At 71.8% G+C, this 20,014-nt stretch carries 16 protein-coding genes and 2 pseudogenes; 13 read left to right on the forward strand and 5 right to left on the reverse strand.

Annotated elements, in window-relative coordinates; genetic code table 11:
• Nucleotides 1–33: 33 nt before the first annotated feature.
• Nucleotides 34–905, forward strand: a pseudogene (locus ACZ7OO_RS23495) (isocitrate lyase/PEP mutase family protein).
• Nucleotides 906–911: 6 nt separating this feature from the next.
• Here the strand turns inward: ACZ7OO_RS23495 and ssgD are convergent.
• A complete protein-coding gene (gene ssgD / locus ACZ7OO_RS23500) occupies nt 912–1,328 on the reverse strand; it encodes a spore wall synthesis regulator SsgD (RefSeq protein ID WP_471507254.1) in 417 nt (138 codons plus the stop codon).
• Between the two features lie 203 nt (nt 1,329–1,531).
• Here ssgD and ACZ7OO_RS23505 point away from each other — a divergent pair, with 203 nt between their 5' ends.
• The 4 genes and pseudogenes from ACZ7OO_RS23505 (at nt 1,532) to mmpA (ending at nt 4,102) form a co-directional block, all read left to right on the forward strand.
• Nucleotides 1,532–2,635, forward strand: a complete 1,104-nt coding sequence (locus ACZ7OO_RS23505) for a WD40/YVTN/BNR-like repeat-containing protein (RefSeq protein ID WP_471507256.1) — start codon at nt 1,532–1,534, stop codon at nt 2,633–2,635.
• Between the two features lie 46 nt (nt 2,636–2,681).
• Complete coding sequence (locus ACZ7OO_RS23510; RefSeq protein ID WP_471507258.1) at nt 2,682–3,014, forward strand: plasmid stabilization protein; 333 nt, start codon at nt 2,682–2,684, stop codon at nt 3,012–3,014.
• A 232-nt stretch (nt 3,015–3,246) separates the two neighbouring features.
• Nucleotides 3,247–3,893, forward strand: a pseudogene (locus ACZ7OO_RS23515) (endonuclease V).
• A gap of 62 nt (nt 3,894–3,955) precedes the next feature.
• Entirely contained in the window at nt 3,956–4,102 is a 147-nt protein-coding gene (mmpA, locus tag ACZ7OO_RS23520) for a morphogenic membrane protein MmpA (RefSeq protein WP_471507260.1), read from the forward strand.
• A gap of 9 nt (nt 4,103–4,111) precedes the next feature.
• Here mmpA and ACZ7OO_RS23525 read toward each other — a convergent pair whose 3' ends face one another.
• Nucleotides 4,112–5,290: a saccharopine dehydrogenase family protein gene (locus tag ACZ7OO_RS23525; RefSeq protein WP_471507262.1), complete on the reverse strand. Its 1,179-nt coding sequence runs from the start codon at nt 5,288–5,290 to the stop codon at nt 4,112–4,114.
• A 179-nt stretch (nt 5,291–5,469) separates the two neighbouring features.
• Between ACZ7OO_RS23525 and ACZ7OO_RS23530 the strand changes: the two genes are divergently transcribed.
• The 4 genes from ACZ7OO_RS23530 to ACZ7OO_RS23545 are packed head-to-tail and all read left to right on the forward strand — an operon-like array spanning nt 5,470 to nt 11,128.
• Entirely contained in the window at nt 5,470–6,645 is a 1,176-nt protein-coding gene (locus tag ACZ7OO_RS23530; RefSeq protein ID WP_471507264.1) for a CaiB/BaiF CoA transferase family protein, read from the forward strand.
• Nucleotides 6,645–7,658 carry an LLM class F420-dependent oxidoreductase gene (locus ACZ7OO_RS23535; protein ID WP_471507266.1) on the forward strand — a complete coding sequence of 338 codons (1,014 nt, stop codon included), beginning with the start codon at nt 6,645–6,647 and terminating at the stop codon, nt 7,656–7,658. The genes ACZ7OO_RS23530 and ACZ7OO_RS23535 overlap by 1 nt, the downstream gene beginning before the upstream one ends.
• Nucleotides 7,659–7,697: 39 nt before the next feature.
• Nucleotides 7,698–8,912, forward strand: a complete 1,215-nt coding sequence (locus ACZ7OO_RS23540) for an acetyl-CoA C-acetyltransferase (RefSeq protein ID WP_471507268.1) — start codon at nt 7,698–7,700, stop codon at nt 8,910–8,912.
• 38 nt (nt 8,913–8,950) lie between these two features.
• Nucleotides 8,951–11,128, forward strand: coding sequence for a 3-hydroxyacyl-CoA dehydrogenase NAD-binding domain-containing protein (locus ACZ7OO_RS23545; RefSeq protein ID WP_471507270.1), 2,178 nt, complete (start codon nt 8,951–8,953; stop codon nt 11,126–11,128).
• Between the two features lie 69 nt (nt 11,129–11,197).
• Here the strand turns inward: ACZ7OO_RS23545 and ACZ7OO_RS23550 are convergent, their stop codons facing one another.
• Entirely contained in the window at nt 11,198–11,923 is a 726-nt protein-coding gene (locus ACZ7OO_RS23550) for a MerR family transcriptional regulator (RefSeq protein ID WP_471507272.1), read from the reverse strand.
• A 264-nt stretch (nt 11,924–12,187) separates the two neighbouring features.
• On the opposite strand from ACZ7OO_RS23550, the gene ACZ7OO_RS23555 reads away from it, so the two are divergent.
• A complete protein-coding gene (locus ACZ7OO_RS23555; RefSeq protein ID WP_471507274.1) occupies nt 12,188–13,657 on the forward strand; it encodes an amino acid permease in 1,470 nt (489 codons plus the stop codon).
• Nucleotides 13,658–13,699: 42 nt separating this feature from the next.
• Complete coding sequence (locus tag ACZ7OO_RS23560; RefSeq protein ID WP_471507276.1) at nt 13,700–14,191, forward strand: macro domain-containing protein; 492 nt, start codon at nt 13,700–13,702, stop codon at nt 14,189–14,191.
• Between the two features lie 69 nt (nt 14,192–14,260).
• Here ACZ7OO_RS23560 and ACZ7OO_RS23565 read toward each other — a convergent pair whose 3' ends face one another.
• Nucleotides 14,261–15,745: a M1 family metallopeptidase gene (locus tag ACZ7OO_RS23565; RefSeq protein WP_471507278.1), complete on the reverse strand. Its 1,485-nt coding sequence runs from the start codon at nt 15,743–15,745 to the stop codon at nt 14,261–14,263.
• A gap of 222 nt (nt 15,746–15,967) precedes the next feature.
• Between ACZ7OO_RS23565 and ACZ7OO_RS23570 the strand changes: the two genes are divergently transcribed.
• Nucleotides 15,968–17,923 carry a Xaa-Pro dipeptidyl-peptidase gene (locus tag ACZ7OO_RS23570; protein ID WP_471507280.1) on the forward strand — a complete coding sequence of 652 codons (1,956 nt, stop codon included), beginning with the start codon at nt 15,968–15,970 and terminating at the stop codon, nt 17,921–17,923.
• A gap of 4 nt (nt 17,924–17,927) precedes the next feature.
• Here the strand turns inward: ACZ7OO_RS23570 and ACZ7OO_RS23575 are convergent, their stop codons facing one another.
• On the reverse strand, nt 17,928–18,923 hold the full coding sequence (locus ACZ7OO_RS23575; protein ID WP_471507282.1) for an NAD(P)/FAD-dependent oxidoreductase: 996 nt from the start codon (nt 18,921–18,923) through the stop codon (nt 17,928–17,930).
• A gap of 65 nt (nt 18,924–18,988) precedes the next feature.
• Between ACZ7OO_RS23575 and ACZ7OO_RS23580 the strand changes: the two genes are divergently transcribed.
• A complete protein-coding gene (locus ACZ7OO_RS23580; RefSeq protein WP_471507284.1) occupies nt 18,989–20,011 on the forward strand; it encodes an oxidoreductase in 1,023 nt (340 codons plus the stop codon).
• Nucleotides 20,012–20,014: the final 3 nt, after the last annotated feature.

A 20,014-nucleotide genomic window follows, 5' to 3' on the forward strand; every position in this document is an offset into this window, starting at 1 on the left:
GCAATTAATCACCAGTCCCCGGCCCACGTCCGCATGACGAACCGGAACACCCTTCGAGATCGCGCCCTCGCCTTCCACGCCCTGCACGTCCCGGGGCGTCCGCTCGTCCTCCCGAACGCCTGGGACGCGGTGAGCGCCCGGCTCACCGAGGACGTGGGCGCCGCCGCCGTGGCGACCACCAGCGCCGGGCTCGCCTGGGCCCTCGGCGCCGCCGACGGTGACCGGCTGGACCGCGACCGTGCGCTGGAGGCCGTCGCGCGCATCGCGGCCACGGTGCGGGTCCCGGTCAGTGCCGACGTGGAGAGCGGGTACGCCGAGGATCCGGAGGCAGTCGCCGACACCGTCCGCGCGGTGCTCGCGGCGGGCGCGGTGGGGGTCAACATCGAGGACGCGTTGTACGGCGAGGAGGGGAGCGGGCCGCTGCGGTCGGTCTCGGGGCAGGCGAGCGAAGCGAGATGGGGGTCCCCCCGGACGAAGTCTGGGGGAGTATCGCCGCCGCCCGTGAGGCCGCCGACAAGGAGGGCGTGCCGCTGTTCGTGAACGCCCGGATCGACACTTTCCTGCGCGATGCCGGGGGAGTGGACGCCACTCTGGAGCGGGCCGCCGCCTTCCGGGCCGCGGGCGCCGACGGGATCTTCGTCCCCGGGGCCGTCGACCCGGAAACGGTCAGGGCGCTCGTCGACGGTGTCGACGGGCCGCTCAACGTACTGGTGGGTCCGGGTGCGCCGCCGGTCGCCGAACTGGCCGCCCTCGGCGTGGCCCGGGTGAGCGCCGGTTCCGGCCTGGCCGGGGCCGCGCACGCGGCCGTCCGCCGCGCCGCGCGGGAACTGCTGGACGCGGGAACGTACGGGGCGCTGGCGGGCGGGCTCGACTACGGCGAGCTCAACACCCTGCTGGCGCGGTAGGGCGGCTCAGCGGGCGTCGCCCATCAGTTCGGCCAGGTCGTGGTCCAGGTCCAGCCGGAGGTGCTCGAGACCGGTGGGCACCAAGTCACCGGTCGCCTCCAGGAAGCGGTGTATCTCGCCCGTGCGCACATGGACGACGGCGGTGCCCTCGGGGGCGTGGAACTCCAGCACGGTCCGGTCGTAGCCGTACGGCCGCACCCGGACGTCCCCCTCGCCCTCCGGGGCGTGCAGGCCTGCCGCGAGCAGCTCGCGGGAGAACGTCCAGCAGACGTCTACGCCCTCCAGGGTGGCCGGGGCCGGGAAGGTCATACGGACGGCGAAGGGGTCCTCGCTGTCGTAGCGCAGGCTGGCGGGAATGCTCGGCATGCGCGGCGACGCGGCGACCAGGCGGGCCTCTACGGGCTGCTCGATGACGGTTGACAACGCCTTGCTCCCTAGTGACGGCTGGACGAATTTCCGGGCGTGTAAGACCTGGCACTGGAAGAGACGACGGAAGCGGCCGATCCGTGCACACGAAGTGCGAGTGACCTCTGTCACCGGGCTCATTCACAACCGGGGCTTACCTGGCCCCTGGGGCGGTCGGGCCCTCTGGACGGCACCGGGACACTGGGATAGCTTCCCGCGCCATGAGGCGCTTGGGGAGCACGCGGCGGGCAGGGCGGACGGGACGTACGAGCCGGGCGGTGACGGCGGCGGTGGCGTGCGGGGCGGCGCTGGCCGCGCTGACCGCGGGCTCCGCGCGCGCGGCGACACCGGCACCGCACTGGGCGCTCAAGGACACCGGCACACCGGACGTGCGGTTCCGCGGCCTGGCCGCCGTCGACCGCCACACCGCCTGGCTGGCCGGAACGGCCGGCACCGTGCTGCGCACCACCGACGGCGGGACCAGTTGGCGGAACGTCTCTCCGCCGGGCGCGGGCGACCTCCAGTTCCGGGACGTCGAGGCGTTCGACGCGCGCCGCGCGGTGGTGCTTGCCATCGGCGAGGGCGAGGCGTCCCGCGTCTACCGCACCGACGACGGCGGAGCGACCTGGACCGAGTCGTTCCGCAACACCGACCCCGCCGCCTTCTACGACTGCATGACCTTCTTCGACCGCCGCCACGGCCTCGCCATGAGCGACCCGGTGGACGGCAGGTTCCGCATCCTGTCCACCGGCGACGGCGGCCGCACCTGGCGGGTGTTGCCGGACCGCGGGATGCCGGCCGCCCTGGGCGGCGAGGCGGGCTTCGCGGCGAGCGGCCAGTGCCTGGTCGCCTCCGGGCCGAAGGATGCCTGGCTGGCCACGGGCGGGGGCGCGCACGCGCGCGTGCTGCACTCCGCCGACCGAGGACTGACCTGGACCGCCGCCGACACCCCCGTCCCGGCGGGTGATCCGGCCAAGGGCGTCTTCGCCCTCGCCTTCCGCGACCGCACCCACGGCCTCGCGGTCGGCGGCGACTACCGCCCCGACCAGCCCTCCCCGCAGGCGGCCGCGGTCACCCGCGACGGCGGCCGCACCTGGCAGTCCACGACGACACCGCCGCCGGCCTACCGCTCCGGCGCCGCCTGGCTCCCGCACAGCCGCACCGCCGCCCTCGCCGTCGGCCCCACCGGCACCGACCTGACCACCGACGGCGGTCGCACCTGGCGGACCGTCGACACCGGCTCGTACGACACCGTGGACTGCACCCCGGACCTGAGCTGCTGGGCGGCCGGTGAGCAGGGGCGGGCTGCACGTCTGGAGGGCTGACCCGCGGGTACCCGGTGTCGGCACACCCACGAAGGGAGCGATGATCATGCCACGAGGATCCAGCCCCAAGCGGGAACGCCAGTACGAGCACATCAAGGAGAGCGCGCTCGACCGGGGCGAGAGCGAAGACCGCGCCGAGGAGATCGCCGCGCGGACCGTCAACAAGGAACGCGCACGCTCCGGCGAGTCCAAGACCGCCAGCCGTACCTCCACCCAGGACATGTCGTCCTCCAAGCGCGGCGGCAAGCGGTCGCACAGCGGCTCCGGGGGCCCGACCTACGACCAGCTCTACGAGGAGGCCAAGCAGCGCGGCATCGAGGGCCGTTCGGACATGAACAAGGCCCAGCTGCAACGCGCCCTGAACGCCAAGAAGAGCTGACCCACCCCACATACGCGCGAGGCGGGGCCCTGGTGTGGGCTGCGCCGCACGCGCGTGGGGCGGGCGGGCCCCGCGCGGGGTTCCGGTTCGGCCGGTCTTCGCGGGGCGCGTGTGTGTACGCCGGGTTCTGTTCAGAGCCGTCGGCGTACGCCCGTGAGTTGGGCCCTGCGCAGGGTTCTGCTTCGGGCCGTCACCGCACGCGCGTGTGGTGCGTCGTACGCTCGTGGCCACCATGACGACCGTATGTGTACCCGCGGGCTGGCCCGCGACCGAGGAAGCGGCCCTGGCCGTACAGGACGAGCTGCTGGGACGGGTGGTCCTCGACGAGCCGGGACCGGCGCCCGGCGCGGGCCATGTCACGGGCGTCGACGTGGCCTACGACGACGAGCGGGACCTGGTCGCGGCGGCGGCCGTCGTCCTGGACGCGGTGACCCTGGAGGCCGTCGCCGAGGCGACCGCCGTCGGCCGGGTCTCCTTCCCGTACGTGCCCGGCCTGCTCGCCTTCCGCGAGATCCCCACCGTACGGGCCGCCCTGGACGCCCTGCCCTGCCCGCCGGGCCTGGTCGTCTGCGACGGCTACGGCCTCGCCCACCCGCGCCGCTTCGGCCTCGCCAGCCACCTCGGTGTCCTCACCGGCCTGCCCACCATCGGCGTGGCCAAGAACCCCTTCGCCTTCGCGTACGACGACCCGGACGCCCCGCGCGGCAGCCACGCACCCGGGACGGCGTCAAGCCGGTGTTCGTCTCCGTCGGCCACCGGGTGAGCCTGGACAACGCCTGCGCCCACACGCTGGCGCTCACCCCGGACTACCGCCTGCCGGAGACCACCCGCCGCGCGGACGCGCTGTGCCGCAGGGCGCTCCGGGAGGCCCAGGCCTGAGTACCCGTACTGAGTACGAGTACGGATGTGGCCGCCCCGGCCTGGGCGGCAGGCTGGCCCGCATGACGACACACCGTGCCCCCAAGCCCGCGGCCGACCCCGCCCAGCCCGTCGAGCGCGCCGTGAACGCGGCGCTCGTCCTCGCCGTGGTGGCGGGGTTCGCCTGGATCGCCGGGATGCTCTACACCGTGGTCTCGTGGCAGTCCTGACAGCGTCTCCTACAGCGTGGCCGCCACCCGGAAGCCGATCCCGGCCGCGCGCAGCCGCTCGGTCAGCGCGTCGCCCATCGCCTGCGCGGTGGTGACCTGGCCGGCCGTCGCCGGCAGGTCGTCGAAGGCGAGGGAGAGCGCGGCCTCGGCGAACATCTTCGCCGTCTCGCCGTAGCCGGGATCGCCGCCCGAGACCTCCGTGAAGACACGCCGTCCGCCGCCCGCGCCGACGAACCGGACCGTGAACCAGCTGCGGGCGCGCTTCTCGGCGCTGGGCCCCTCGCCGGGCCTGAGCCGGTCCGACAGCCAGCGCCGGGCGGGCGGCAGCTGGGCGGCTGCGGCGACCGCGCCGACGGCCGCGACCCCGCCGAGCGCCACCGGCAGCTGCCTGACCGCGGCGTAGTGCCGGTAGCGGAAGTCCGGGCCGTAGCGGTCCAGGGCCTTCGCCGAACGGCGCACGATCTGGGCGTCGATGGTGGGCAGCGGCAGCGCCCAGGCACCGACCTCCTTGGCGAAGCGCGGCGGCCCGGCGGGCGCGGTCGCGCGGCGGCTTATCAGCCGGGGTTCGTGCCGGGCGCGGTCCCGGGCGGCAGCGATCATCTGCCGGGGGCGCGCGAACTGGTCGAGGACGGAGGCGAAGGTGCCGCCGGAGAAGGTCGCGTCGGCGGTCACGAAGCCGTCCACGGTCAGCGGCACGCCCTCGGGCAGCTGACGGACCGTGAAGTACGCGCCGAGGTCGTGCGGGACCGAGTCGAACCCGCACGCGTGCACCAGGCGGGCCCCGGTCTCCCGCGCGCGTGCGTCGTGCCGCACATACGTCAGGTCCACGAACTCGGGCTCCCCGCACAGGTCCAGATAGTCCGCGCCGGTGTCGGCGCAGGCCGCGACCAGATCCTCGCCGTAACGGCCGTACGGACCGACCGTCGTGGCCACCACGCGCGCGTGTTCGGCGAGCGCGCGGACCGTGGCGGGTTCCGTGACGTCGGCGCGCAGCAGCCCGACCTCCGTGCCGCCCGGCAGTCTCTCGCGCAGCGCCTCCAGCTTGCGCTCGTCCCGGGCCGCGATCGCCCAGCGCAGCCCCTGGGGCGCGTGGGCGGCGAGATAGCCGGCGGTGAGCTCGCCGACGAAGCCGGTGGCCCCGAAGAGCACGATGTCGTAGGGACGGTCCGTCGTCTTCAGCCTGCTCATGACACCTCTCGGTCGTTGCAGCCCGCGCCGTTGTCGGTGGCTGAGGCTAGCGTGAGGAGTGCGGACGCACCCCCACCGGGTATCTTGACTAAGCGCTTGCTCGTCCACCCTTGTGCCCGGTGGAACGTGTTCCTAGCATCGTTGGTGTTACATCAGTTGTGTCAATGACTGGGGGCGGCATGACCACGGCAGGGACGCCAGGACACGGCCCGCTCTCCGGCGTGCGCGTGGTCGAGCTGGCCGGCATCGGACCGGGCCCGTTCGCCGCCATGCTCCTGGCCGACCTGGGCGCCGACGTGGTCCGCGTCGACCGGCCCGGCGGCCCGGGGCTCGCGATCGACCCGGCGTACGACCTCACCAACCGCAACAAGCGCTCGGTGCTCGTCGACCTGAAGGCCCCCGACGGCCCGGCCCGCGTCCTCGACCTGGCCGAGCGTGCCGACATCCTCGTCGAGGGCTACCGCCCCGGTGTCGCCGAGCGTCTCGGCGTCGGCCCCGAGGCCTGCCACGCCCGCAACCCCGGCCTGGTCTATGGCCGGATGACCGGCTGGGGCCAGGAGGGGCCGCTGGCCCACCGCGCGGGCCACGACATCGGCTACATCGCCGTCACCGGCACCCTTGGCATGATCGGCCGCCCCGACGAACCCCCGGCCGTCCCCGCCAACCTGCTCGGCGACTACGCCGGCGGCTCCCTCTACCTCGTCGTCGGCGTCCTGGCCGCGCTGCACCACGCGCGCGCGACCGGCACCGGCCAGGTCGTCGACGCAGCCATAGTGGACGGCACCGCGCACCTCACCGCGATGATCCACGGCATGGTGGCCGCCGGCGGCTGGCAGGACCGGCGCGCGGCCAATCTGCTCGACGGCGGCTGCCCGTACTACGGCACCTACGAGACCGCCGACGGCGGGCACATGGCGGTCGGCGCCCTGGAGCCGCAGTTCTACGCCGAGTTCCTCCGGCTGCTGGGCGGCCTCGACGACCTGGCCGACGCCCGCAAGGACTGGACCCGCTGGGGCGAGCTGCGCGAGCGTGTCGCCGCCCGCTTCAAGGCCCGCACCCGCGAGGAGTGGACGGCCGTCTTCGAGGGCTCCGACGCCTGCGTGGCCCCCGTGCTCTCCCTGGGCGAGGCCCCGCACCACCCCCATCTGGCGGCCCGCGGCACCTTCACCGACCATGGCGGCATCACCCAGCCCGCCCCCGCCCCCCGCTTCTCCGCGACCCCCACGACCGTGCGCACCGCCCCCGCCCAGCCGGGCGCGGACACCATCGAGGTGGCCCACGACTGGGCCGTACCCGCCCTGCTCGACGACGACGCCGTACCCGCCCTGCTCGACGACGACAAGGACACCGCCTGATGGAGCTCTCGACCTTCCTCGACTACGCGGGCGACCCGCGTGCCGCGGCGGACCAGGCGGCCGCGCTGGAGTCGGCGGGCCTCGACACGGTCTGGGTCGCGGAAGCCTACGGCTTCGACTCGCCCACCATCATGGGCTACCTTGCCGCCCGCACCGAGCGGATGAAGATCGGGTCCGCGATCCTCAACGTCTACTCCCGGACCCCCGCCCTCATCGCCCAGACGGCCGCAGGCCTCGACGCGATCTCCGGCGGCCGGGCGATCATCGGGCTCGGTGCCTCCGGCCCGCAGGTCGTCGAGGGCTGGCACGGGAAGGCGTACGACAAGCCCCTCGGCCGCACCCGCGAGACCATCGAGTTGACCCGGCGGATCCTGCGCCGCGAGACCATCGACCACCACGGCATCACCGACATGCCCCGCCCCGGCGGCCTCGGCAAGCCCCTGAAGATCCTCACCAGGCCGGTCCGCGCCGAGGTCCCGCTCTATGTGGCCTCCCTCGGCCCCGCCAACGTCCGGATGACCGCCGAGATCGCCGACGGCTGGCTGCCCACCCTGTTCGTCCCCGAGAAGGCGCAGGCCGTCTGGGGGACCCCGCTGAAGGAGGGCGCCGCCCGCCGCGACCCGGCTCTCGGGCCGCTGCGGATCGTCGCGGGGGGCCTGCTCGCCATCGGCGAGGACGCGGCCGCGGCACGTGACCTGGCCCGCCCCAGGATCGCCCTGTACGTCGGCGGCATGGGCGCACCCGGCAAGAACTTCTACAACGACCTCGCCGTCGCCTACGGCTACGAGAAGGAGGCCCGGCTCATCCAGGAGCTGTACCTCGCCGGCCGCCACCGGGACGCGGCGGCGGCCGTACCGGACGAGTTCTGCGAGCTCATATCACTGTGCGGCCCGGAGGGTTACGTCCGTGAGCGCATCGCCGCCTTCCGCGAGGCGGGCGTGACCACGCTGGACGTCATCCCCGTCGGCCCCGACCCGGGCCGCCTGGTCGAGACTGTCAAGAACTGGCTCTGACCCCCAACCGCCCCCAAACCCTCGTTGAAAGGCTTGTCAGTGAGCACCGAAGCGTACGTGTTCGACGCGATCCGCACCCCGCGCGGCCGCGGCAAGGCGAACGGCGCCCTGCACGGCACGAAGCCCATCGACCTGGTCGTCGGTCTGATCCACGAGATCCAGGGCCGTTTCCCGGGCCTCGACCCGGCCGCGATCGACGACATCGTGCTCGGTGTCGTCGGCCCGGTCGGCGACCAGGGCTCCGACATCGCACGGATCGCCGCGATCGCCGCCGGACTGCCCGACACGGTGGCCGGAGTGCAAGAGAACCGCTTCTGTGCGTCCGGTCTGGAAGCCGTCAACATGGCCGCCGCCAAGGTCCGTTCGGGTTTCGAGGACCTCGTCCTCGCGGGCGGCGTCGAGTCGATGTCCCGGGTGCCGATGGCCTCCGACGGCGGAGCCTGGTTCAACGACCCGATGACCAACCTGGCCACCAACTTCGTGCCGCAGGGCATCGGCGCCGACCTGATCGCCACCATCGAGGGATTCTCCCGGCGGGACGTGGACGAGTACGCGGCGCTCTCCCAGGAGCGGGCGGCGACGGCCTGGAAGGAGGGCCGCTTCGACCGTTCCGTGGTCCCCGTGAAGGACCGCGCGGGACTCGTCGTCCTCGACCACGACGAGCACCCGCGCCCCGGCACCACCGCCGACTCCCTCGCCAAGCTCAAGCCCTCCTTCGCCGACATCGGCGAGCTGGGCGGCTTCGACGCGGTCGCGCTGCAGAAGTACCACTGGGTCGAGAAGATCGACCACGTCCACCACGCGGGCAACTCCTCCGGCATCGTCGACGGCGCCTCCCTGGTCGCCATCGGCTCCCAGGAGATCGGCGAACGCTACGGCCTCACCCCGCGCGCTCGGATCATCTCGGCCGCCGTCTCCGGCTCCGAGCCGACCATCATGCTCACCGGCCCCGCCCCCGCCACCCGCAAGGCGCTCGCCAAGGCCGGCCTCACCATCGACGACATCGACCTGGTCGAGATCAACGAGGCGTTCGCGGCGGTCGTGCTGCGCTTCGTCAAGGACATGGGCCTGTCCCTGGACAAGGTCAACGTCAACGGCGGCGCCATCGCCCTCGGCCACCCGCTCGGCGCCACCGGCGCGATGATCCTCGGTTCCCTCGTCGACGAACTGGAGCGCCAGGACAAGCGCTACGGCCTCGCCACCCTGTGCGTGGGCGGCGGCATGGGCATCGCCACCATCGTCGAGCGCGTCTGAACCCCGGCGGAACCAAGAGACCTCACGGAGACCCTCACATGACCGAGAGCACCACCATCCGCTGGGAACAGGACGACACCGGCGTCGTCACCCTCGTCCTGGACGACCCCAACCAGTCCGCCAACACCATGAACGCGGCCTTCGTCGAGTCCCTCGCCGCGGTCGCCGACCGCCTGGAGGCCGAGCAGGACTCGATCCGGGGGATCATCTTCACCTCCGCCAAGAAGACCTTCTTCGCCGGCGGCGACCTGCGCGACCTCATCCGGGTCACCCCCGAGACCGCCCAGGACCTCTTCGACGGCGGCCTCGCCATCAAGCGGCACCTGCGCCGTATCGAGACCCTCGGCAAGCCCGTCGTCGCCGCCATCAACGGCGCCGCCCTCGGCGGCGGTTACGAACTCGCCCTGGCCTGCCACCACCGCGTCGCCCTCGACACCCCCGGCACCAAGATCGGCTGCCCCGAGGTCACCCTCGGCCTGCTCCCCGGCGGCGGCGGAGTCGTCCGGACCGTCCGCCTGCTCGGCATCGCCGACGCCCTGCTGAAGGTCCTCCTCCAGGGCACCCAGTACAACGCCCGCCGGGCCCAGGAGAACGGCCTGATCCACGAGGTCGCCGAGACGCCGGAGGAGCTGCTGGCCAAGGCCCGCGCCTTCATCGACGCCAACCCCGAGTCCCAGCAGCCCTGGGACAAGCCGGGCTACCGGATCCCCGGCGGTACGCCCGCCAACCCCAAGTTCGCGGCGAACCTGCCCGCCTTCCCGGCGACCCTGCGCAAGCAGACCAACAACGCCCCCTACCCGGCGCCGCGCCGCATCCTCGCCGCCGCCGTCGAGGGCAGCCAGGTCGACTTCGAGAACGCCCAGGTCATCGAGGCCCGCTACTTCGTGGAGCTGGCCGCCGGCCAGATCTCGAAGAACATGATCCAGGCGTTCTTCTTCGACCTCCAGGCCGTCAACTCCGGCGCCAACCGGCCCAAGGGCGTCGAGCCCCGCAAGGTCACCAAGGTCGCCGTCCTCGGCGCGGGCATGATGGGCGCCGGCATCGCCTACTCCTGCGCCCGCGCGGGCATCGACGTCGTCCTCAAGGACGTCTCCCTCGAGGCCGCCCAGAAGGGCAAGGGCTACTCCGAGAAACTGTGCGCCAAGGCCGTCGCCAAGGGCCGTAGCAGCCAGGAGAAGGCGGACGCGCTGCTTGCCCGCATCACGCCCACCGCGGACCCCCAGGACCTCGCCGGCTGTGACGCGGTCATCGAGGCCGTCTTCGAGGACACCTCGCTCAAGCACAAGGTGTTCCAGGAGATCGAGGCGGTCGTCGCCCCCGACGCCCTGCTCTGCTCCAACACCTCCACGCTCCCCATCACCGCCCTCGCCGAGGGAGTGGAGCGCCAGGAGGACTTCATCGGGCTGCACTTCTTCTCGCCCGTCGACAAGATGCCGCTCGTCGAGATCATCAAGGGCGAGCGCACCGGCGACGAGGCCCTGGCCCGCGCCTTCGACCTGGTCCGGCAGATCAACAAGACGCCGATCGTCGTCAACGACTCGCGCGGCTTCTTCACCTCGCGGGTGATCGGCCACTTCATCAACGAGGGCGTCGCCATGGTCGGCGAGGGCATCGAGCCCGCCTCCGTCGAGCAGGCGGCGGCCCAGGCCGGCTACCCGGCCAAGGTGCTCTCCCTGATGGACGAGCTGACGCTCACCCTGCCCCAGAAGATCCGCCGTGAGTCGAAGCTGGCCGTCGAGGAGGCCGGCGGCACCTGGACCGCGCACCCCGCCGAGGCGGTCATCGACCGCATGGTCGACGAGTTCGGCCGCCCCGGCCGCAGCGGCGGCGGCGGCTTCTACGAGTACGGCGAGGACGGCAAACGCGGTGCGCTCTGGCCGGGCCTGCGCGAGCACTTCACGAAGCAGGGCCACCAGATCCCGTTCCGGGACATGCAGGAGCGGATGCTCTTCGCCGAGGCGCTGGACACCGTCCGCCTCCTGGAGGAGGGCGTCCTGACCTCGGTCGCCGACGCCAACATCGGCTCGCTCTTCGGCATCGGCTTCCCCGGCTGGACCGGCGGCGTTCTCCAGTACATCAACGGTTACGACGGCGGGCCGGCGGGCTTCGTGGCACGCGCGCGTGAACTCGCCGAGACCTACGGCGAGCGGTTCACCCCGCCCGCGCTGCTGGTCGACAAGGCGGCGAAGGGGGAGAGCTTCACCGACGGCCGCTGACCGGTCCATGCCGCTCAGTGGCACACCACGGGCCGGGCGCCCAGCAGGCGTCCGGCCCGGTCCCCGCCCTCAGGAGGGCGGGCCTTCCTCCGGGCCGGAGAGCCACTGGTGCACCTCCTCCCTGAGCGACCGCTGGAACGTCGTCAGCAGCGCCTGCACCACCAGCGGCTGCATATGCGCGGACAGGGACCTCACGTCCTCCTCGGCCCGCTCCGCCACCTCGGCCCGGAACAGCTGCGACAGCTCGTGGGCGGCCGCGCGCGAGTGCTCGATCAGCACCGTGCGCGCGGCCAGGATCGCCTTCTCGGACAGCGGTACGTCCAGGAGCTGTACGGCGAGCCGGAGAAGGCCCGGATCGATGCGGTAGGCGTCACCGTCACGCCGTACGACATCCATGGCGACGAGCCGCTCGACGTCCCCCTCGTCCAGCGGCCGCCCGGCCCGCCGCCGTAGCTCCCCGGCGCTCACCGTCTCCTCGGCGTCCGGGGCCCAGGCGGCCATCACGGCCCGGTGGACGGCCAGGTCGTGGTGGCTCAGCCCGGGCGGCAGCCGGTGCAGATAGCGCTCGATGGCCGCCAGCGTCATGCCCTGGTGCTGAAGCTCCTCGATGAGCGCCAGCCGGGCCAGGTGCTCGGGCCCGTAGTGGCCCACCCGGCGCGGACCGATCACCGGCGGCGGGAGCAGCCCCTTGGTGCCGTAGAACCGGACCGTGCGGACCGTGGTGCCGGCCCGGGCGGCCAGTTCGTCGATCGTGAGCGCCGGCTCACCGGGCTCACTGTCGGTGTCGGTCGTCATGCGTAACAGTATCGCTGTCACAGCAACACTGTGACACCCGGGCCCGGGCGGGTACGCGAATCAACTGTTCAGCAGATCTTCGCCCAGATGTCGTGATCGCAGTCTTGTGAGATGTGCCGCTCTGTGATGTGCGCCATCGCATATGCCCTGGTGTCCGGGGGAAGGTGGTGTCGTGGTCTGTGCCCACCACCGAGCGCGCCGACCGACTACGTCCGGAAACCCGAGCGCGATCCGCTCGGGCGCACCAGAGAGTGGAATCCACCTGTGAGCAAGGACGCCGTGGACACGGCACAGGCCGTCACCACCCGGACCGACGTGGCCCAGACGCCCGCGGACGCGGGCGACGCCGGTTACAGCAAGGACCTCAAGGCCCGCCATGTCAACATGATCGCCATCGGCGGCGCGATCGGCACCGGCCTCTTCCTCGGTGCCGGCGGACGCCTCCACAACGCGGGCCCGGCGCTCGCCCTCGCCTACCTGGTCTGCGGAGTCTTCGCCTTCTTCGTCGTCCGTGCCCTCGGCGAGCTGGTCCTGTACCGCCCGTCGTCCGGCTCCTTCGTGTCGTACGCGCGCGAGTTCCTCGGCGAGAAGGGCGCCTACGTCGCCGGCTGGATGTACTTCCTGAACTGGTCGACGACCGGAATCGCCGACATCACCGCGATCGCGCTCTACACGCACTACTGGAGCATGTTCACGAGCATCCCGCAGTGGACGCTCGCGCTGATCGCCCTGGCCGTGGTCCTGGCGGTGAACCTCATCTCGGTGAAGATCTTCGGCGAGATGGAGTTCTGGTTCGCGATCATCAAGGTCGCGACCCTGGTCGGCTTCATGCTGATCGGCATCTTCCTGCTGGCCACCCAGCACAAGGTCGACGGCCAGACCCCGGGCCTGAGCGCCATCAGCGACCACGGCGGTGTCCTCCCGCACGGCCTGATGCCGGTCGTCCTGGTCATGCAGGGCGTGATCTTCGCGTACGCGGCCCTGGAGCTGGTCGGTGTCGCGGCGGGCGAGACCGCCGAGCCGGAGAAGGTCGTCCCGCGCGCGGTGAACTCGATCATGTGGCGCGTCGGCATCTTCTACGTCGGCTCGGTCGTCCTGCTGGCCCTGCTCCTCCCCGGCTCGGTGTACTCGGCCGACCAGAGCCCCTTCGTGACCGTCCTCTCCAAGATCGGCGTCTCGGGCGCCGGCGACGTCATGAACCTGGTGGTCCTGACCGCGGCGATGTCCTCCCTCAACTCCGGCCTGTACTCCACGGGCCGCATCCTCCGCTCCATGGCCGTGGCCGGCTCGGCCCCCAAGTTCACGGCCCGTATGAACCGCAGCCAGGTCCCCTACGGCGGCATCCTGCTGACCTGCGCCGTCTGCGTGCTCGGCGTCGGCCTGAACTACCTGGTGCCCAGCCAGGCCTTCGAGATCGTGCTGAACGTCGCCTCCCTCGGCATCATCAGCACCTGGGTGATCATCATGCTCTGCCACCTGATCTTCGTCCGCCGGGCGAAGGCGGGCCTGGTCGACCGCCCCACGTTCCGCCTCCGCTTCAGCCCGGCCACCGAGATCGCCACGATCGCCTTCCTGCTGGTCTGCCTGGGCATGATGTGGAACGACCCGGAGGTCGGCCGCAAGACCCTCCTGCTCATCCCGGTCATCGCCGCACTGCTGGTGGCGGGCTGGACCGGCGTCCGCCGCAGGGTCACCGAGACAGCCGACAAGGAACTGTCGCAGCTCACGAAGTAGCAGTTCAGCGCCACTGTCAGTGGCATCGCCTACGGTGGCGTCATGTCGGAGATCACTTACATCCGGGGTGACGCCACCGCGCCGTCGGGCAAGGGCGTCAAGGTGATCGCACATGTCTGCAACGACCTGGGGGGTTGGGGAAAGGGCTTCGTCCTGGCGCTCTCGCGTCGCTGGCCGGAGCCGGAAAAGGCGTACCGCGCCTGGCACCGCGACCGCGCGGCGACCGACTTCGGCCTGGGCGCGACCCAACTGGTACGCGTCGAGCGATACCTCTGGGTGGCCAACATGATCGGCCAGCGGGGGACCAGAACAGGCAGCAAGGGCGCGCCGGTCCGCTACGAGGCGATCGACACGGCGCTCGGCAGGCTGGCCGACGAGGCACTCGAACTCGGCGCGTCCGTCCACATGCCCCGCATAGGCTGCGGGCTGGCGGGCGGAAAGTGGTCGCGCGTCGAGCCGCTGATAGAGAACCGGCTGGTGGGGCGTGGAATAGCGGTCACGGTGTACGACTACGGCGAGGAAGCGCCCCACTAGGGGCGCGGGGAACTGCGCGACCAGCCACGACGGACCCGCAGTCCCCACCCCACCGAACCCGGCAACCCCTCAGTGCACGTCGTTCGTGGCCTCGATCGTCTTCCAGGACTTCGGCTGGGCCGGCGCCACGGTCCTGACCGTCCCCGCGGCCTTCACCGCAGGCTCCGCCGGCTTCGTCGGCTGGAACAGCCACGCGTCGAACACGGCGGACAGCGACTTCCCCGACACCCGCTCCGCGTAGGCCTCGAAGTCGGCCACCGAAGCATTGCCGTACGCATGCTCCTTCGGCCACCCCTTCAGGATCGCGAAGAAGGCGTCGTCACCGACCGCGTTCCGCAGCGCCTGCACGGCCAGCGCCCCGCGGTCGTAGACGGCGATGTCAAACTGGTCGTCCGGGCCGGGATCCCCCGGCTTGACCGTCCAGAAGGCGTCGTCGGCCGGATGCGACGCGTACACGTAGTCGGCGAGTTCCTGCGTCGTGCCCTCGCCCTCGTGCTCGGACCACAGCCACTGGGCGTAACGGGCGAAGCCCTCGTTGATCCAGATGTCCTTCCAGCCCTTGAGGGAGACGTCGTCGCCGTACCACTGGTGCGCCAGCTCGTGCACCACCACGGAGGTGTTGGAGCCGTTCGCGAACTGCCTGGGGCTGTAGTACACGCGGGTCTGCGTCTCCAGCGCGTACCCGGTCGTCGTGTTCGGCACATACCCGCCGGCCGAACTGAAGGGGTACGGCCCGAAGTAGCCGGAAAGCCAGTCGACCAGTTCCCCGGTGCGTTCCACGCTCGCCCGCGCCGCCCCGTCGTTGTCGCCGAGGTCCTTGCTGTAGGCGTTGACGACCGGAACCCCGCCCTCGGAGGTACTCGTCGTGATGTCGAACCTGCCGACGGCCAGCGTGGTCAGATAGGTCGCCTGCGGCTTGTTCTGACGCCAGTTGTAGCGGGTCCAGCCGCGCTGTGAACTCGTCGACTGGAGCAGGCCGTTGGAGATGACCTGGGTGCCGTCCGGGACGGCGACCGAGACGTCGTACGTCGCCTTGTCCAGCGGGTGGTCATTGCTCGGATACCACCACCAGGCGGCCTCGGGTTCGTCCGCCGCGACCGCTCCGTCGGGCGTGCGGTGCCAGGTGCTGAAGCCGTAGGCGCTCTTCGTCGACGGCACCCCGCTGTAGCGGACGACCACCGTGACCGGTGTGCCCTTCGCCAGCTGTGACTTGGGGGTGACCACCAGCTCGTGCTGACCGGTCGTGGTGAAGTCCGCCTTCGCCCCGTTGACCCGCACCTCGCTCACGTCGAGGAGGAAGTCCAGGTCGAAGCTGGACAGGTCCTGCGTGGTCCGCGCCAGGATCGTCGCCGTGCCGGCCAGTTCGTCGGTGGCCGGCTGGTACTGCAGACGCAGGTCGTAGTGGGAGACGTCGTAACCGCCGTTGCCGTAGTACGGGTAGTAGGGGTCGCCGATGCCCGGCGCGCCGGGGCTGTAGCTCGCGGCCGATGCCGGGATCGCCAGCAGAAGGGAGGCCGCCGCGAGTGCGCCCGGCGCGAGGATTCTGCGGTGCACGAGAACTCCAGATCGCTAGGGGGCCGAGGCGCGCCCGCCACAACCGGGCGGGAACGCCAAGTCGATGGAGCACGAAACTGTTCGGAGCCTATTCAGTCCCTGTGACCCCTGGCCTGTCCACGGCCCCTGCTGTCACACGATCGCCATTCGGCCGCAATCAGCCCGGCGCGTCCCTCAGGCGCCCCCTTCTGCACGGGAGTTGACCGGGGTAGCGTCCGCCGCATGCCGAAACGCACGCGCTTCACGATCTGGAGACCGTTCGTCATCGCGGCTGTCGCAGCCCTGACAGCCGCCTTCCTCAGCCCGGTCGCGGCCCAGGCGGCCGGGGCGGCCCCGCGCGAGAGCCGTCCCGTCTACTCCTACGCCGACGCCATCCGCGAGGCGGTCTGGGTGGACACCGGCCTCGACTCCGACGGCGACGGAAAGACCGACCGCGTCGCCGCGGACATCGTCCGGCCCGCCGAACCCGCCGCGCAGGGCCGCAAGGTGCCGGTCATCATGGACGCCAGCCCCTACTACTCCTGCTGCGGACGCGGCAACGAGAGCCAGCTCAAGACGTACGACGCCGACGGCAACATCGTCCGGATGCCGCTGTTCTACGACAACTTCTTCGTGCCCCGCGGCTACGCAGCCGTCGGCGTCGACCTGGCCGGCACCAACCGTTCCGACGGCTGTGTCGACGTCGGCGGCCGCTCGGACATCCAGTCCGCGAAGGCCGTGGTCGACTGGCTGAACGGCCGCGCCAAGGCCTACAGCAGCCGCACCGGCGGCACCACCGTCAAGGCCACCTGGACCAACGGCAGGACGGGCATGATCGGCAAGAGCTGGGACGGCACCATCGCCAACGGTGTCGCCGCCACCGGCGTCAAAGGCCTAAAGACGATCGTTCCGATCAGCTCCATCTCCTCCTGGTACGACTACTACTTCGCCCAGGGCGCCCCGCTCTACGATTCCGGACTCGACTGGCTGGCCGGCGCGGTGGAGAGCGACGCGGCCTACGCCAAGTGCGCCGCCGTACAGCAGAAGCTGGTCGACGGCGCGCCACGCACCGGTGACTGGACCGGTCTGTGGACCGAGCGGGACTACGTCAAGGACGCCTCCAAGGTGCGTGCCAGCGTGTTCCTCGTGCACGGCATGCAGGACCTCAACGTCCGCACCAAGAACTTCGGCCAGTGGTGGGACGCGCTCGCCAAGAACGGCGTCGAACGTAAGATCTGGCTCTCCCAGACGGGCCATGTCGACCCCTTCGACTACCGGCGCGGCGCCTGGGTCGACACCCTGCACCGCTGGTTCGACCATGAACTCCTCGGCTACGACAACGGCATCGACCGCGAGCCGATGGCCGACGTCGAACGCCACCCCGACCAGTGGGTGACCTCGTCCGTCTGGCCGCCGCGCGGTACGCAGGCCACCACCCTGCGCCCCGCCACCGGCACCCGGGCGGGCGTGGGCACCCTCGGCCTGAGCCGGAGCTCCGGCACCGAGACGTTCACGGACGACCCGCGGCAGAGCGAGACCGACTGGGCGGCCCAGATCGCCACCCCGACCTCGGACAAGGCCGGCTTCCTCACCGCGCCGCTCACGCACGACCTGCGCCTGTCCGGCTCCTCCAAGGCCACGGTCACCGCCACCCCGACCACCTCGACGGCCCACCTGACCGCCGTCCTGGTCGACCTCGGCCCGGACACCATCCGGGACTACGCCGACGCCGCCGAGGGCATCACCACCCTCACCGACCGCACCTGCTGGGGCGAGAGCACGGCCGGTGACAGCGCCTGCTTCCTGAAGACCACCGCCAAGACCAAGTCCGTCGACTACACGGTCCTCAGCCGCGGCTGGGCCGACCTCGGCACCTACGCCGACCCCGGCAAGGGCGTCCCGCTCACCCCCGGCAAGGCCTACACGATCACCCTCGACCTGGCGGCCACCGACCATGTCGTACCCAAGGGGCACCGCCTGGCGCTGATCGTCGCGGGCACGGACAAGGACCTCATCGATCCGCCGTCCACGACGCCGACGCTCACCCTGGACCTGTCCCGTACCGCGGCCAGGGTCCCGCTCGTCGGCGGAGCTGCCGCGTTCGCCCGTGCGACCTCCGCGAGCTGGACCGCGCCCGAGGCGAGCGCCCTGACCGGCGTGCGTGCCCCGCACACCGCGCTGCGCGTCCCGCTGAGCTGACCGATCAGGCGGCCGGCCCCGGTTCCACCAGCCCGGCCGCCTGACGGGCACATCCCCAGGCCACAGTGACCCCGGCCCCGCCGTGCCCGTAGTTGTGCACCAATACCCGCCCGTCAGGAAGGAGTTCACGTTCCAGTCGGACCGCCTCCCGGTACGGCCGCAGCCCCACCCGGTGCCCGAGCACCCGCGCCCCGGCGATCTCCGGCCGTACCGCCGCACAACGCGCCACGATTCCGGCCGCGATGTCTGGATCCGGCTCCAGGGACCAGGCGTCGTCCTCCGCCGTACCCCCGAGCAGCAACCCGCCCGGCTGCGGGAAGAAGTAGGCGGAGACACCCCCTTCGGATCCCCCTTCGGATCCCCCTTCGGATCCTCCGCCGGGCCTCCCGTCGGGCGCGTCGACGGACGTGTACCAGGTGGCGATCCCCGGGTTCTCCACCACGACCAGCTGCCCGCGCACCGGACGCACGGCCGGATCCGGAACAAGCGAACGAGCCCCGAGCCCGGTGCAGTTGACCACAGCAGCCGCAGGCACCTCACCCAGCCCGAACACCACCCGCTCCTCGACCGTCCCGCCCGCCTTGTCCAACCGCTCCCGCAACCAGGCCAGATGGACCGGCATGTCGATCAACGGCAGCCGCGCCGAAACCCCCTCGGCCGTGTCGGTCAGCCCGGGCACCCGCGCCGCCCACGGACCCAGCCCGTTCAGCCGCAGCCCGCCGTGTACGCCCTCGACCAGGCGTACGCCCGTCTCCTCCGGCCGCGCCGCCAACTCCGCGTACACCGCCAGGGATTCGAGCGCCCATTCCCCGGCCGACCGCTCCGGCCGGATGCGGTACGGCCACCACAGCGCTCCCGCGACAGCCGAGGTCGTACGCTCGCCGCTCTCCCGCGCCCAGACCCGCACCCGGCGCCCGCCCTCGGCCAGCACCACCGCCGTGGTCAGCCCGACGACCCCGCCACCGACCACGATCACTTCGTCACTCAGCTCACGGCCCATGCCGGGACGTTAGCGGAATATGTCATGCCGCGCTCAGATCGTCCCGCTCTGGGGATACTCACAGCATGTCTGCCGCATACGCGACCTTCGGCCTGGCCCCGGCGATGCGCGCCGGCGGTGTCCGCGCCGACGGCGGCTACCAGGTCCACCGGGACTTCGTGGACTTCGTCGTCGACGGCGCCCCGCTGCTGTTCCAGCTCTCCGACCTGGACGCCGTCTCCCCGCTCGCCTCCGACATCCCGCCCGCGATCTTCACCGCCCAGGTGCGCAGCCTGTTGCTGGAGTCCGACGCGCCACTGCCCGAGGACCGGTACGTCATCTATGGCTGCCCCGAGTGCGAGGACCTGGCCTGCGGCGCGGTCACCGCGGTCATCGAGAAGGACGGCGACGACTACGTCTGGCGGGACTTCGCCTGGCAGACCGAGGAACACGCCGACCTGGAGCTCAACGGCTACCACGGCATCGGTCCGTTCCGCTTCCGCGGCGCCGAGTACCGCGAGGCCCTCGGTGCCCTCCTCGACGACTCCGGCCCCCCGCCGGGCCGCCGCGTCCTCCTGATCGGCGCCCGCGTCGCCCTCCTCGCCAAGCTGGCCGCCGCCCTGCGCACCATCGGCATCGGCGCCGACATCACCCGCGACGCCGAGGGCGTCCCCGCCGAGGAACTCCGCGGCTACGGCGCGGTGGCCTTCGGCCCCACGGCAGGCGAGACCGAACGGGCCGCCGTACGCAAGGCGTTCGACCGGGCCGGAGTGGAGGTCACCTACGTCGACGGGCTCGCCCCGATCGTCCCCCTCCTCGTCGCCCAGATCGAACACGCCCTCGACCGTAGCCCGCTCCCACAGCGCCGTCTGACCCATCTGGTCGCCGCCGACGGCGCGGCCGGCATCGAGGTCACCTCACCCTGCCGGGTCCAGCTCACGGCGTACCGCCTGGACCGCCTCGCGCGCCTCCGCTCCCAGGATCTCTTCGACGGCGTCCTGGAACCCGGCAGCCACCGCATCCCCCTCGACGGCAAGGCGGCCAAGGGCGGCGCCTATGTCGTCGCCCGCACCTCGGGGAGCGTCCTGGTGGCGGCGACGGCGCACTGACCG

The sequence above is a fragment of the Streptomyces sp. NPDC111744 genome, from assembly GCF_055634995.1.